The sequence below is a fragment of the Saliterribacillus persicus genome (assembly GCF_003337485.1).
GTDB classification, from domain to species: domain Bacteria; phylum Bacillota; class Bacilli; order Bacillales; family Amphibacillaceae; genus Saliterribacillus; species Saliterribacillus persicus.
In genome coordinates, this window is record NZ_QPJJ01000010.1 from 126,537 (window position 1) to 140,537 (window position 14,001).

General features: G+C 31.9%; 12 protein-coding genes and 1 pseudogene. 4 read left to right on the forward strand and 9 right to left on the reverse strand.

Features of this window, described 5'->3' with window-relative positions:
• Positions 1–230: 230 nt before the first annotated feature.
• Positions 231–455: pseudogene (locus tag DFR57_RS12535) on the forward strand (IS3 family transposase); the annotation flags it as partial.
• 197 nt (positions 456–652) lie between these two features.
• Here the strand turns inward: DFR57_RS12535 and DFR57_RS12540 are convergent.
• The 3 genes from DFR57_RS12540 to DFR57_RS12550 form a co-directional block, all read right to left on the reverse strand.
• The gene (locus tag DFR57_RS12540) at positions 653–1,429 is read right to left on the reverse strand and encodes a YibE/F family protein (RefSeq protein WP_114353553.1); all 777 of its coding nucleotides are present in this window, start codon (positions 1,427–1,429) and stop codon (positions 653–655) included.
• A complete protein-coding gene (locus tag DFR57_RS12545; protein WP_114353569.1) occupies positions 1,426–2,538 on the reverse strand; it encodes a YibE/F family protein in 1,113 nt (370 codons plus the stop codon). The genes DFR57_RS12540 and DFR57_RS12545 overlap by 4 nt, the downstream gene beginning before the upstream one ends.
• Before the next feature lie 378 nt (positions 2,539–2,916).
• Positions 2,917–3,657: a Fic family protein gene (locus DFR57_RS12550; protein WP_114353554.1), complete on the reverse strand. Its 741-nt coding sequence runs from the start codon at positions 3,655–3,657 to the stop codon at positions 2,917–2,919.
• A 464-nt stretch (positions 3,658–4,121) separates the two neighbouring features.
• On the opposite strand from DFR57_RS12550, the gene DFR57_RS12555 reads away from it, so the two are divergent.
• The gene (locus tag DFR57_RS12555; RefSeq protein WP_114353555.1) at positions 4,122–5,312 is read left to right on the forward strand and encodes a M14 family metallopeptidase; all 1,191 of its coding nucleotides are present in this window, start codon (positions 4,122–4,124) and stop codon (positions 5,310–5,312) included.
• A 111-nt stretch (positions 5,313–5,423) separates the two neighbouring features.
• Here DFR57_RS12555 and DFR57_RS12560 read toward each other — a convergent pair whose 3' ends face one another.
• The 5 genes from DFR57_RS12560 to DFR57_RS18595 all read right to left on the reverse strand — a co-directional run bounded on the left by DFR57_RS12560 (position 5,424) and on the right by DFR57_RS18595 (position 9,361).
• On the reverse strand, positions 5,424–6,779 hold the full coding sequence (locus DFR57_RS12560; protein WP_114353556.1) for a hypothetical protein: 1,356 nt from the start codon (positions 6,777–6,779) through the stop codon (positions 5,424–5,426).
• Entirely contained in the window at positions 6,760–7,902 is a 1,143-nt protein-coding gene (locus tag DFR57_RS12565; RefSeq protein ID WP_114353557.1) for a hypothetical protein, read from the reverse strand. Before DFR57_RS12565 ends, DFR57_RS12560 begins: the two co-directional genes overlap by 20 nt.
• 14 nt (positions 7,903–7,916) lie before the next feature.
• Positions 7,917–8,948 carry an FAD-dependent oxidoreductase gene (locus DFR57_RS12570; RefSeq protein WP_170132977.1) on the reverse strand — a complete coding sequence of 344 codons (1,032 nt, stop codon included), beginning with the start codon at positions 8,946–8,948 and terminating at the stop codon, positions 7,917–7,919.
• Between the two features lie 78 nt (positions 8,949–9,026).
• Positions 9,027–9,155 (reverse strand): hypothetical protein, encoded by a 129-nt coding sequence (locus tag DFR57_RS18590; RefSeq protein WP_281270493.1) that lies wholly within the window; start codon positions 9,153–9,155, stop codon positions 9,027–9,029.
• 77 nt (positions 9,156–9,232) lie between these two features.
• Positions 9,233–9,361: a hypothetical protein gene (locus DFR57_RS18595; RefSeq protein WP_281270494.1), complete on the reverse strand. Its 129-nt coding sequence runs from the start codon at positions 9,359–9,361 to the stop codon at positions 9,233–9,235.
• A 157-nt stretch (positions 9,362–9,518) separates the two neighbouring features.
• On the opposite strand from DFR57_RS18595, the gene DFR57_RS12575 reads away from it, so the two are divergent.
• Together DFR57_RS12575 and DFR57_RS12580 are read left to right on the forward strand one after the other, a co-directional pair.
• The gene (locus tag DFR57_RS12575) at positions 9,519–10,796 is read left to right on the forward strand and encodes an MFS transporter (RefSeq protein ID WP_114353559.1); all 1,278 of its coding nucleotides are present in this window, start codon (positions 9,519–9,521) and stop codon (positions 10,794–10,796) included.
• A 67-nt stretch (positions 10,797–10,863) separates the two neighbouring features.
• A complete protein-coding gene (locus DFR57_RS12580) occupies positions 10,864–12,420 on the forward strand; it encodes a M3 family metallopeptidase (RefSeq protein WP_114353560.1) in 1,557 nt (518 codons plus the stop codon).
• 446 nt (positions 12,421–12,866) lie between these two features.
• Here the strand turns inward: DFR57_RS12580 and DFR57_RS12585 are convergent, their stop codons facing one another.
• On the reverse strand, positions 12,867–13,856 hold the full coding sequence (locus tag DFR57_RS12585; RefSeq protein WP_114353561.1) for a GGDEF domain-containing protein: 990 nt from the start codon (positions 13,854–13,856) through the stop codon (positions 12,867–12,869).
• Positions 13,857–14,001: the final 145 nt, after the last annotated feature.

Genomic DNA, 14,001 nt, shown 5'->3' on the forward strand with positions numbered 1-14,001 from the left:
ATTAAGGGGATGTTAAGTTTTGTGCCGTGTTTTGTGAAGAATATATAAAGTAATAGTGCGTTTTCATTCTATTGGATTCTTTTTGATGCTTATCTAATAAATGGACAGAGAGAGTTGAGATTTACATACTTAACATAGTAATTTCGAAGGGGGTGAAAAAATGTTTAAACGTTCGGAGATAGGGAGTGAGTTTACCACCAACTTATTGATCAAAGATCGGAAATGTTTAGTTCGGTATTGCGTGTTTATTGAGCGCAAAGGGCACGCTTTATGGTAATGCCGTTGCAAAAGCTACGTTTAAGACCATCAAAGCAGAGTTTGTCAAAGTGGCTTATTTTCCTAACCACCACGAACTTGACCTTGAACTTTTTGATTATGTTCATTGGTTCAATCATATTCGAATTCAGGGATCCCTAAATTGTTTAACATTGACTGAATACAAGTTAATGGACCTTCAAAAATCTCTTCAATTTAGTGTTGAAATACCAATGATTGCATCAAATTCACTACTATGAATTGAGTCAAGATCTTATCCAGAAAGCTTTAAGTAATTTACTCTTAGGTTATCAATCTTTTGTTTAGCACCAATTGTTGCATGACAAGGCTTTTTCCAATGTGCTCATCAGATTCGTTAGTATCATTTTTATACTCATTACATTTGTTTACTAGTATTTTTGTTTTTTTCCACTAAAATATATGCCGTAATCCAAGAAGTAATAGGAATAACAAGAGTCACACCCATTCCAGCACAAAGTATGGTTATCATCTCAGCATTGAATATTTTCGAATTAACAATTTCCCCAAGTGAATACGATAAATCTTTAAACCAGATCAGCAATGCTAAATAGCCTCCAAAGAATGCAAAAAAAAGTGTATTAGCACTCGTCCCTAATATATCTCTTCCGATATTTAGGCCAGCCTTGAATAATTCTTCTCTACTAATATCTGGATTATGATAGTATATCTCATTCATGGGTGAAGAAATAGCAATGGCCGTATCTGTAATGGCACCAATTGTACTCATTATAATGACAGAAGCGGCAATTTTAACAAAATCCACACCGATATAAAAAGAAAAAATACTAAGTTCCATTATTTCTTCTTCACCGAAACCTTGAATCATTGCCTTATCCGTAATAAAAAGAATAAACAATAGTAAAAAAATTGTAGATATAATAGAAGATAGAAAGGCTGTCTTTGTTTTCTTGTTCACTTCATTGATATAAAAAAGGCTAATCCAGCTAATAATTACGCAAGCAATTAAGGTTAAGATAATCGGATTGACATTAGGATCATTCATCAACAAAACGGTAACGATAATGACACCAAAGTTGAGAAACAAAGCTATAAAAGACCTTAAACCTTTTCTTCCACCAATAATGATCATTAATATAAATAAAATAGCTGCCAGTAATACTAGTACATTCATGATGATTTTGCCCTCTTTCTCTTAACAAAGAAAATAGTCGTATACAAGCCCAATGGAATCGTTAAAACTACCCCGATACCACCTGCTAAAGCTCGAGCCAATTCTAAAGAGAGATTCATAGTAAGCGTTTCTCCGAATGGATACGCATTCTTAAAATAAAGCATAAGAATCGGAATAGAACCACTTACATAGGCAAAGAGCAAGATATTTGTCATGGTTCCCATTATATCTTTTCCTATTTCCATTCCTGATTTGATTATTGCTTTAATTGATATGTTATTATTCTTTTCATATAATCCAAAAATAGAAGATGACATTGTTATGGCTACGTCCATGACAGCACCTAATGATCCGAGGAATAATCCTGCCAAAAACACGACTTCATAGGGTCTAGTAATAAATTGTAATTCTTCATACCTCAATCCCTCGCCAGAAGTAACTCGTAGGGCTAAATAAGAAATGAATAGAGTAATGAAAACTCCTAACAGGGTTGCAATAATGGCAGCATGTGTTTTTTCATTCCATCCATTAACTAACACCAGTGAAATCACAGTAAACAAAATAACACTTATACTGCAAATCAACAGTAAACTTATTTCAGCATTATTCACATAAATATCTAAAGCATATGATAAAAGCAGCGCATTGATCACTAAACTAACAATAGAGAATAACCCTTGTTTTTTCCCTACTATGAGTAATATGAAAATAAATATCCATGAAACAATAAGAAGATATTTATCTCGTTTAACGTCTAATATAGTTCCAGTTAAACCTTCATTACCTTCCATATCAGCATCAAATGTAATAAATAGTTCGTCTCCCACTTGAAACTCATGATCATAACCTTTGGATAATGAATAGTCATTTTCTAAATGGACATTCTCACCTTTTTCTTTTCCATTCTTTACCTCAGCAATTAAAGACTGTGTGAATTGGAAATCTTCATTGTTCCATAAATCTATTATTTTATTTTTACTTTCCAGATCCACCTTAGTTACTTCAACTATTGGTCGTTCATAATAAGAATAATTATTATGAACAAACACTAGACTAGCAACAAAACTAAAGAGGATTAAGGCGTAAAAAAGGATATGTTTAAATGTCATTTTTTTAACTATATTTTTTATAGAATACAAGAGAAGCCTCCAACTTTTTCACCAAATAACTAAGCAATAACCAGAATGGGTTAAATGAAATTAATAGGTGGACATATATAATAGCCTAACAATACCAATATTTTATTTTGAACTCAAGTCAGTTCCTCTTCCTTCTATGATATATTGGACATTTGAATACCCTAGTTTATTTCGATTGTATGTACCAAATATTATCTAATTTTTCTTTTACCATGCTTGAGGTTTATTTTGAATATCCAAGACTGCTAACCCCAACAACAAAAGCTTCTCAAAAGTTAAAAAACTAGTGAGAAGCTTCTGAATTTTTGAGATGCTATATATATCAAAAATTTTAAGGGCTTCTTTTAATTATGCGTTACTATTTATTGCACTTAAATATAGGTTTAACGAATCATCTACTTCGTCCGCAACTAGCTTAATGAAGTCATCATATTCTCTTTTTGTATGTGCTTTATCTAATGCTTCATAATAAGCTAATCGATTTTCTACTTTAATAACAATTGGCGGAAAACCATATATCATGAGTTCTAAATTTAATAACAAACGTGATGTACGACCATTTCCATCAATAAAGGGGTGGATCCCCACAAAAATAGCATGAAGCATAGCTCCGCGAGCAATCGGATGTAATTTTTGTGTTTCCGCTTGTTCATACCAGGCCATAAGGTGCTCGATCTCTTCTTTTATAAGAAAGGGCGCTGGGGGTATATGTTTAGCACCAGCAATAAAAACTTGTTGATCCCGATATACACCTGCATATGCATCATCAATTCCTTTTAGTACAAGCCTATGTATATTCTTAATTTGCCACTCCGACAAAGGTTCATCCTTTTGTACAATCTCCTCCACAAAGTGAATTGCATCCCGATGATTAATAACCTCTAAATGTTCACGTAGCGTCTTGCCACCAACAGTAATTCCTTCTAGAACTACCTTCGTTTCGTTGATAGTTAACGAGTTTCCTTCAATTGCATTTGTATTATATGTCCATTCAAGTAATAACTTTTCATGTAAGCTTTTTACTGTATATTTAGGTAACGGTCGATTTGCATCTAGAAGTTGTTTTTTCTGATTAATATGTTCGAACATTTGCTTCACCTCTCTCACTGAAACATATAGTTAAACGGAGTATAGCATCATTGCTCTGAATATACCTTCTAAACAGATCTTAATCAAATATTTGTAAAAGGTATTTCTGAGCTCCTATCTATTTCCTAGTTATATTAATACCTAAAATCTTCTAAGACAAAACTTCTATTGCACAATAAGTTATTTACTTTAATTTAACATTAGCATCACACTGACACTTTCCATGATCGTTTGGCTTAATATTCAGATCTCTAGAAAATGACGGGCATTTAATGCACACTTATCACACTTCCACAACGAAGTAAGTATTATAAAGCTAATCATTAAAATAATATGATATACCTCTATTATCGTATATATAAACTATCCTTTAAAGGAAAAATATTTTCTTGATATGCTTTTATACATGAATCTTTTATCTTCTTCATATGATGAAATAGTGTCTAAGATCGGAGGGAAATCAAATGAAGGTTAGTGTTCGACAAGGCGACTCCTTATGGTATTTCAGTCAATTGTTTCAAATACCTCTCCCCTTAATACAAGCATCCAACCCACAATTAAATCCAAATCTACTTATGATTGGTCAAGATGTTGATATACCTGGTTTTGTGCTTCAATCATACTCGATTAAGGCAAATGACACACTTTGGCGTATCGCTCAAACTAGTGTATTACCAGTGGACGCCTTATTATTACTTAATCCCACCATTCAACCTACCCAACTACAAATCGGTCAAACCCTTCTGTTACCGCGAAGGGTTACCAATCTTGTATTCTCTAATGCAAATAATTATTCCTATCAAAAAATGCTGGAAGATATTCAACAATTAGTTACTATCTACCCATTTATTAGACAACAAATCATTGGAAAATCCATTTTAGAAAAAGATATTATCGAATTGCAAATTGGCGCTGGCAACCGCCAAAAGCATATAAACGGCTCTTTTCATGCGAATGAATGGATAACTACTCCAGTAATTATGCGTTTTATCAATGAGTATGCATTAGCATTAACAAATAACGCATCCATTCGTGGACTGAACCTGTTACCTTTTTTTGAAACTAATACATTATCTTTGGTTCCTATGGTAAATCCTGATGGTGTAGATCTGGTTCTAAACGGGGCAGAGGCAGCAGGTAATTTACGAGATTCTGTACTAACTCTAAATGATGGCAGTACCGATTTCTCAGGATGGAAGGCGAATATAAATGGAGTTGATCTAAACAACCAATACCCCGCATTATGGGACACGGAAGCAGCGCGTAAACCGACGTCACCCCAACCGCGTGACTTCCCGGGATATCAACCATTAACAGAGCCTGAAGCTATTGCTATGGCACAGTTAGCACAGCAACGCCCATTCGAAATCATGAATGCCTTTCATACCCAGGGTGAAGTTATTTATTGGGGTTTTCAAGGGTTAGAACCACCACAATCACAGACGATCGTAGAAGAATTTAGTCGAATAAGTGGTTACCAACCAATCCAATATGTAGATAGTTTCGCTGGCTATAAAGACTGGTTTATACAAGAATTTCAGAGACCAGGTTATACGGTTGAATTAGGTATGGGCGTAAATCCACTGCCTATATCTCAGTTTGAGGAGATTTACCAAGAATCATTGGGGATTATGTTAGCTACTTTATATTTGTAAAAAAGGAGAAGCCTTGACATATGAACTTCCCCCTGTCAAGTAAACAGTTGAAATAATAAAAAGAATTTAAGCGACTTTAGACCTTTTTTTACACTATTTATAATTGCAACACTAAATTTTTTTCAACTCACTTATTCTATGAAAATTTGATATATAATTTATTGTATCTATTATCTTATAGAAGATTAGTCCCCTATAACTTCCCGGAGCTATTTTTATAATGAATTTTGGATCCTTTTCTAGTGTTTTAATATACTCAACCCTTGTTTGTCTAAATCCAAAACTATTCCCTACTTCAATTGATAAAGTAATCTCTTTTATCTTTTCTCTTATATAGTCAATTATAAACTTACAATCACTTTCTTCAGAGGTGTTAACCCTTAGAAAAACCATGGGACTCTTTGCATAACTCAACTCACTTTTATAGGTAGGGTGGGCGATGTGTTGAAAAATAAAATCATTCTCTAACTTTATTTCTTTAGCTAATACAGAGGTATTATACAATATTTTTTCAGAATGAACTTTGTCTTTACCGAAACTAGGAAAGTCCAACAGGCTTAAATCTTTCCCACTAATTCCTACACCGGTAGTTGCTCTAAAAGATTTTAAATATCCCTCTAATTTTCGCACTAAATTATACTGTTCAATTGAAGCATACATGCTTAACATCCCACAATTTGCAAACTCAAATCCATTTTGGTCTAGCTTTATCCCAGACTTCACGAAAAAAACAAGAATATTTCCTTTATGAAATAAAGCATTTAAAATACTTTGTTTGTCGAATGAATTCCCAAGTAAAGTAATATCAATAATTAAAAATACTGCTTTATTACTCTCCATATTATTCAATTTATCTAATAAATCTTCTAAATCAGTTATATCTAATTCCAAATTGTATTTTACAGGTTCGATAATATAAAAATCTAGCTCTTCTACATTCTCTTTTATCAGATGAAAGGTATCGTTAACAATATCAATTTTAGTTCCAAATATATTATAATTATTGAATAAATTATAAGATTCAAAATACCCACCTACAAAACATCCGTTCACCATTTTCTTGTTTAAAACTTTATTAATCATATTTAAAACCGTGGTTATTGAAGACATTGCACTAGAAAAAAGCAACGTAAAGCCAGTCCATTCAGAATAAACTTCATGAATTCTTTCTTCCAAAAAATCTGGTTCTAAGCATCTTTCATAACCATACTTAACTTCGGAACCATAGTGGGTATAATAACTTTTATACTTATCTGGAGATTTGTACATATATTTCACTGCATCGATACCTTTATCAATCCAATATTCACGAATTTTTTGAGCTAAATTTTGTAACTCTTTTTCAAATAAAATAAGACTATCGTTAGAGAAATCAGGAAAATCCCAAGGATAACCTAGATCATCTGCAACTTTCCTCAACAAAGCTTTTTCTTGCAAGAGGTTCTCTTCAATTTCTTGATAATTCATACTTATCACCTTGGTCTAAATAATTATTATAATATATATATTCTTTTGGCCCTTGAATACCGTGAAGTGTCCTTTGCATACTTACGACATAAGCTCCTGCAGATGATAATACTAATTTGTCACCCACTTCCAATCTTGGTAATGGAGTTTTCTTTGCAAATATATCATTTTCATAACAAGATGGACCAAACACATTATGTTTTACGCTTATATTTTTACTTGTTGTGTACAAAGGACGAGTATTACCCCACTGAAAAAGATTAAATCGTGAACTATCCATAATTACATTATTTAAATTTTCAGTAATTAAATCAGAAGTGACTACTTGTGTAATTAAAAAACCAGAAATCATTGTTAGAAGCATTCCGGGTTCTAAAATTACTTTTATACCTCTTTTTTTAACATCTTCTGCAAATTTTTTCACCATACCCCAGAAAGTTTCCAACTCTTTTTCTTCTAAGTATAACCTTGTAATTCCACCGCCTAAATTTACGACTTCAGTATTTTTTAGCAGGGTATTATGCTCCAATTCACTTTTAAGAAAATCGAGTGTATGTTCAAAATCTTCTATATTTTTTTCTCCAGTGTGAACATGTATATGACTAATTACTAAATTATTTTCATAGAAAACTTCTTTAGGACATTTTTGTAAATCTATTCCAAACCTACTTAATTCACAATATGACTCACTTTTTGAAGTATCAAAGGGAACTTTGACCCTTAAGCCAATATATTTCCCTCTTATGGTTTCTAGAGATTGAACAACTTGAGACAAGGTGTTGAAATCAAAAATTAAATTGTGATTATATACATATTCTATTTCCTTTTTCCCAAATCCAGGTGCATGGCAATAAATGTTTCTATAATTTGATTTAATAGCTACTTTTAATTCTTCCATTGAAGCTACATCCGCACCCAATCCTTTAGTTGCCAAGAACTTATTTATCCCAACATTTCTATTAGCTTTTAATGAGAAACTTAGAAATAGGTTTGAACAAAAGCCAATATCCCTCTCTAACATAGCAACTATTTCATCTAGGATATTTAGGTTGTATACAATAGCAGGAGTTTCAACTTTTAGTATATCTTCAAAAAAATCTTTATTTACTTTAGGATACTTCATAATAAATTTCCAACCTATTTCAGTTTAGAAGCTTTTCTTTTCTTGTATTCACCCGAATTACCAAATGAAGTTAATTCTTCTTGATCCTCTAAGTAAGGCAGCCATGATTCTTCCCATGAAAATTCTCTAGGAAACCAAGGAAATCTCCCTGTAGGTTCTGAAATAACACGATCATTAAACAACCGTCCTACTGTTAATGCAGCTGTCAACGCAGAGGATAAAGCTATCAAAACACCTGATATAACATTTGCAACGTTTCCAGCAGCGTATATTCTTTCACAGTTTGTCTTCCCAAAATGATTAGTTAATATATATCCTTGTTCTGTCTTTACTGCATTATCTAGTTCTATTAAGCTAGTAGTCCCATTAATAACTTTATAAGCATTATAATCTATCAACATGCCATCCCATTTTTCGAATGTACTTTTGTAAATACCTGGTAGCTTATGCTTGCCTTGTTCCCAATAATTACTCTCAAGATGAAGGTTCTGCAACTTTGTTCCATATTCAATACTTTTATCCAAGCTAGCTAGGTTTTGTTTTAACTTATTTATAGCATTGTTATCTGATCCATAGATTAGTACAGATTTCCAATCTTTTCGTTTAATATCATTTAGCATTTTCTCAGGAGTATGAAGCCCCAACAAAATATTTTTATGTAGCATTGCCTCCGGATTAGGGAATATTCCTGAAGTAATTATAACGTATTTAGACGTATAAACTTTATCGTTACTAGATACATTAACCACGTCACTAATTTCATCATACTTTACTGACGTAATTGGAGTATTATCATGTATGTTTACCCCTGCCTCCACTATTTCCTTATATAAGGCAGAGATTATTTTAGATCCTGAAAACGACCATCTTTTTGAGAATGTGATATATCCAAATTTAGCAAGCCCACCTAAGTTACCTTGATCAAATAGTGCGACTCTTAGTTTTTCACTTTTATTTTGGGTAGGAATTCCTTTTTGCAATACTGTACTAGCGTATAATCCAGCTGGACCACCGCCTACTACAATTACATCAAAATCTGTTTTCATATTAACTAATACTCCTCGCTCTAATCTTATATTTAAACAATGTGAATAAAGGGACATGAAAGTATGTCCCTTTATTTGTTAATACACCTTATCACCCATTAGTTGAAATTGTGCTGCATCTTCCTCACTTACATCCGGGGATAGCGCATCTTCAATCATCGAAAGATCGATTTCCTTATTTTCAATATTAAGTTCCTTATTATCCATGCATCACACCTCCTTACGCTAAATTTAGTTAAAACCTTATTTTTCCATAAAAATCATTTCTTCTCTTTTATTCCAAATTAATAGACTTTATCGCCCATTAGTTGGAATTGTGCTGCATCTTCTTCACTTACGTCCGGGGATAGCGCATCTTCAATCATTGAAAGATCGATTTCCTTATTTTGGATATTTAGTTCCTTATCCTCCATTTTTTCCACCTCCTTCCAAAACACAACTCTAAATTAACATACTAAATTCATGTGGTAAAGACAAATTGTTAAATTTTTCTTTTTTTTGACTTTATTTCTAATAATGTGATATTATGCAATTATTTGAAAATTAGTATTGATAAGGGGAGCATGGAAAATGACAAAATTAAACAGGGTTTTATTAAACAAAAATTTTTCTCTGCTTCTTGGTGGTAGGTTTTTAACCAATATAGTGGATAGTATTTACTATATAACTATAATGTGGATGGTTTTTGAGATGACAGGATCTTCACTCTATACAGGTATAGCAGGTGCTCTAATATTAACACCTGAAATGCTTGGATTCTTATACGGCCCATTAATTGATAAGATAAATAAGCGTAATCTTTTAATATTTTCTACGGTAATGCAGGCACTATTACTTCTTTCAATTCCCATAATGGAGTTAAGTAATACTATTCACATAGTTACTCTATTAGCGATAGTATTCTTTGTAGCTTTATTTACTGAATTTACTTACCCTGCAGAAACTGCTCTTTTACCTGCTATTGTAGAAAAAGATGATTTGGTAAAAGCTAACTCCTTTTTCTCAATAGCAAAACAAGGAACAGATTTAGCGTTTAACGCATTAGCAGGTATTTTAATTAGTGTATTTAGTATTACGGCCATATTTTTCATGGATATATTTTTACTGCTCATAGTACTATTTTTATTTTCATTTATTAAGATTCCTTCAAAAGTAAAAGCCCAACAGACAAGTGATAATTATGCTGAATGTGAAGATGGAAAATACAAAATCAAACAATATTTGAATGATCTTAAAGAAGGGTTTAATACTTTTAAGAAGCCCTTATTTCTAAAAATGATTGTTCCTTTAGTAATAATTAATTTTGTTTTTTCCGGTGTAACTATTATTTTTCCTGCTCTATCTGTGAACCTCGGAGGTGAATCCTGGCTTTACGGTTTATTGATGGCATGTTTTTCGGGGGGGATGATGATCGGATCAGTATTTTCAAATTCTATTAGTTCAAAAGTAGATGTGGGTTACATGATGGGGTTCGGCTATCTATTATCTGGGGTATTTTGGATTTTAATGTCAATTTCAAGTTCTCACTCCATAATCCTAACTTGTATTTTCCTTTTATTATCAGGATTACCTATTGGTGCCACAAACGTAATTTATTCAACCTTGTTTCAAATATTACCCAACGAAGATATGATTGCCCGTATCACTACACTTACATTTAGTCTTATAACACTAGCTATGCCTATAGGCTCTGTGTTAAGTGGATTAGTATCAGATTTATTCAATCCGATTTTAATATTACTTGTGAACGGGATAATGATTTCACTCTTAGGGGTTAATTGGCTAATAAGTGGACGACTAAGAAACTTACCAAACGTTTCTAAAATGGATTCTTCAGTATTAGAGTGATTAATCTAAGGTAAACCCTTCGCGCTGTTTGATAAACTATATACTATAGAATAGGAAGGAGTTTATTATGTTAAATGCTAACAGTTATTATTGGGATGTATGTGGTCTAACAAAGTATAAAAGTGATTTCCTTTCAGACTTAAAAAACGATATTGCTTCCCTTTATACAACTCATTCAAAAAAAGAGGTCATTCTTAAAATTTCTAATATTAATAAAAATTTCAATAACTTAAAACTTTATTATAGATTGCTAAAAGATATCGGAGAACATGATTATATTGAAAAGGAGGTAACTAATTTAAAAGAGAACTATAAAAAAGCTATAGTATTTCATCAGAATTTACTAGCAAGGAATAATATAAACTTCTCTAAAACTAAAAAATCAAACTCATATCACTCTTTGAATTATAAAGAAGTTGTCAGTAATTTCACTTTCAAATCGCCTATACCCGAGAGGGAAGATGCTGTTAGTAAGCCTTACTTAGAACAAGAAATAGCAAATTCAAAAAACAGGAATCATAGGAATAAGGCCTTTCAACAATTATATACTCCTTATATTGAGAACTATGAACGTTTATCATATATGATGATAGACTTTATTCGAGATAATTACCAAACAAATAATATCACCTTTCAAAAGGATATAATTTATCAAGTAATATCAGGTACTAAAGAACACATTTATTTATTGGAAAGATTATTAACCATAAAAAAGGAATTTTTGCAGGTTACTACACTAGAGCCTTATGACTTACCCTTCTACATAAACCCTTCAGAAAAAATAGATATTGAAAAAGCATTTTACATTATACACAATAGTGTAAAATTTTTAGGAGATGAAATTACTAAAAACATAGATAAAGGGTTAAAAGAGGGAAGGTTCGACATACTTCCAAAGAAAGAGAAATATCCGGGCGCGTATTGTGTAAAAATAAATAATAATATTGGCTCGTATTTATTAACTAACTATCATTCAGATTTGGATAGTCTTTTTACATTAGCTCATGAGATAGGTCATTACATTAGTAATGACTTGGATGATGGAGATAGAAAAGTCATTACCATACTTTCCGAAGTAAACGCAATTGTCACAGAATTAATAGTCTTGAAATATCTCTTAAATAATGCAAACACTATAGAGGAAAAAGGAATGTACATTGAGTATTATATAGAATTTTTTAGAGAGAATATCTTTTCTCAAGTAATGTTTACAGAATTTGAAATAGATATACATACAAAAATTCCTAACACTGCTTATTTCGAACCATATCACTTAAAAGAACTTTACAAACAACATTTACGTAACTACTATATAAATACTAATATAGAAAATAGCGAGGAAGCTTTTGGTTTTTTAAGAATTCCACACCTCTTTACTCCTTTCTATTCGTTTAACTATTCTTTAGCTTTCCTACTCGGCATAGAAATAGTGAACAACCTTTTAATTGATAAAAGGTTTTTGAAAAAATACGTTATTTCTTTGCGAAAAATAAGTCAGTATGAGGACTTTGAAGACTTTTTAAAAGATCTGAACATCGAGATCAACAATGAAACTATTAAAAAATCATTTTCTGAACTGTCTAGTCTAATTAATGATTTTGAGTTTGTGTTAAATAAAAATTAACTAATTGATATGATTATAAGCGTCAAATAAACCACACCTATTATTCAGGTCTGGTCTATTTGACGCTTTTAATTGCCCCTTTATATCAATTTGCTGTAGGTTATAAAAAGGCTTCTCAGAAGTTTCAAAAATTTATGAGAAGCCTCCAAATATTTTACACTATATTAGCATTTTGTTAGCAAGTAACTCAGAATCCCTTATGTACCTAGGCTTATAGGGGCAGATTACATCATGCCGATCCTAAGGTAAGAGTGTGGAATATCTTTAACTCAGTGTTACGAAACTTCGGTATATCAAGATTTTGTTGAACTTTGTCTGAAACATCTTCACAGGGGATTTACCATTTTTTATTGGATTGCATTAGCAAAATGTTAACATCATTCACTTTTCTATTTATCGCTACATAGTTTTTATTTTTTTAAGAAATATGATATTTTCACTGACTCTTATATCATACTGTTGATCATAGCATAAGAATAACTTTCCCCGCAGCAACCGGAGTTAACATAAAAGCAACTTTGTGGGTTTGATTTACAAATTTTCTTCATTTTAGTAGTTTCAAACACTAGTTCGTCAATGTTTTGAAAGTTTTCCTTTTGATTGGTTACAACAGCAATGGAAATAGATACAAGCGGAATTCTTTCCTTTTCTCCTTTTCGATTTTCTGAAATAACGTACTGTTTCATTATGTGATCACTATAATAAAATTTGTTTTTTAACAAATCGAATTGTTTAATGATACTTTCGCAAACAGCCTCTATGCAAAAGTGGTTGAAGATAGCTATAAAGTCATCCCCACCTACATGACCAAGAAATCCATCATTTTTTTCAACGTTTTCTTTTAATATTTTTGCAAGTTCGAGAAGGAGTTCATCTCCTTTTTTAAATCCATATGTATCGTTATAGGTTTTAAAACAATCTAAATCAATATATAGAATACTATATTGTTGTTCTAATAGGATTTCTGTTAACTTTTCATTAATAACAGAGTTTCCAGGTAATTTTGAAAGGGGGTTGAGAACGCTCGCAAGCTCTGTTTGGATTTTTGCAAATGTAATTAAAAGATTACGTATGCTGACCACTCCAAACAGATTCTGATCCTTCGTTACAATGAGATAATCATAAATTTCTTCTTCATTTCTTTTCATAGCGAGCTCACTCACAGTAACAATAGAGGTATAGTAATCAACAATAAGTGGGGATTTGCTCATTAATAGTTCTACTGATCTCCCCATATACAAGTTATACCCATACATAGATCCCATTTTTTCATAAAATAGTGTTCTTGAAATAAGACCAATAGGAATGTTGCCATTTACAACAACAATACCTTGCAACTTTATATTTTTATTAAAAATGTCATTCACCTTATTATTTTGGGTATCTACGGATACAGAAGGTACACCCTCTATAATATCACCAATATATGTATTCATTTTACAAACCTCCAGATCGGTTAGGAGAATTCCAATTAAATAACATTGGGGTAAGCGTCAAATAGCCCACACCTATCATTCAGGTCTGGGCTCATGCTATGATTGGATTACTTCTTACTTGGTATGCGACAACTTTCTGGTATAC